Origin of the sequence: Bartonella queenslandensis AUST/NH15, from assembly GCF_000312585.1 — a bacterium.
In the GTDB taxonomy this organism is placed as follows: Bacteria; Pseudomonadota; Alphaproteobacteria; order Rhizobiales; family Rhizobiaceae; genus Bartonella; species Bartonella queenslandensis_A.
Genome location: NZ_HE998301.1, coordinates 1 through 498, shown reverse-complemented (window position 1 = coordinate 498; position 498 = coordinate 1). Strand labels below are relative to the sequence as shown.

The window sequence follows — 498 nt, the reverse complement described above, 5'->3', positions numbered from 1 at the left end:
CTTTCATCATGTTACTGATTATATACTTTTTCATATTGATGATATTTTTTATTTTGCTATTTTCAATCTCGCAGATAGTTTTATCACACTCGGTGTTATTGCTATCCTTATTGAAGAATTACTTACTTGGATGAAAGCAAAACGTCACTCCAACCACACATCTTCTCATTGATGTTCTCATTGTCTTAAAAAACAGAATTTTTTAAACATCACAAGTCTGATTACAAATTGATTTTTCTTGATTCACTCTTGAAGCTAATCGTTTCACGTATTTTTTTTATGAGTTTTTATTTTCTCTTCAACTATTCCTAGTCAATACAAAAGAACTGGCTTAAAATAGAAATCAATATTTTTATCAATGTATCCTCTCTCACATCATGAGATGAAAATATTTTTCAGCATCTAAAGTTATATTTGTTTGCTTAGAATGATTTCTTTTCATATGTTTTTTTAATTTTTACAGATATCATTTCTTACAGCACTTTTCTTTAGCTTCGT

General features: G+C 27.5%; 1 protein-coding gene. It reads left to right on the top strand.

Annotated elements, in window-relative coordinates:
- Positions 1–172: signal peptidase II (locus tag BN338_RS10260; RefSeq protein ID WP_039762214.1), on the top strand; the 172-nt coding region annotated here is incomplete at its 5' end.
- Positions 173–498: the final 326 nt, after the last annotated feature.